Annotated in this window: 1 protein-coding gene; it reads left to right on the forward strand. The window is 74.4% G+C overall.

From position 1 onward, the window contains the following. The coding region (locus tag G3I42_RS10155) for a beta-ketoacyl synthase N-terminal-like domain-containing protein (RefSeq protein ID WP_164284470.1) at positions 1-250 on the forward strand (250 nt) is incomplete at both ends.

Here is a 250-nt window from a genome sequence, read left to right on the forward strand (position 1 = left end):
TCGTCCTCGCTGGTCGCGCTGCACCTCGCGGCCCAGTCGCTGCGCCAGGGCGAATGCTCCATGGCGCTGGCCGGCGGGGTCACGGTGATGGCGACACCGGGCACGTTCGTGGAGTTCTCCCGGCAGCGCGGGCTGTCGCCGGACGGGCGCTGCAAGGCGTTCTCCTCTTCGGCGGACGGCACCGGCTGGGCCGAGGGCGTGGGCGTCCTGGTGCTGGAGCGGCTGTCGGACGCACAGCGCGCCGGACACC

The sequence above is a fragment of the Streptomyces sp. SID11385 genome (genome assembly GCF_010548245.1).
Taxonomy (GTDB): domain Bacteria; phylum Actinomycetota; class Actinomycetes; order Streptomycetales; family Streptomycetaceae; genus Streptomyces.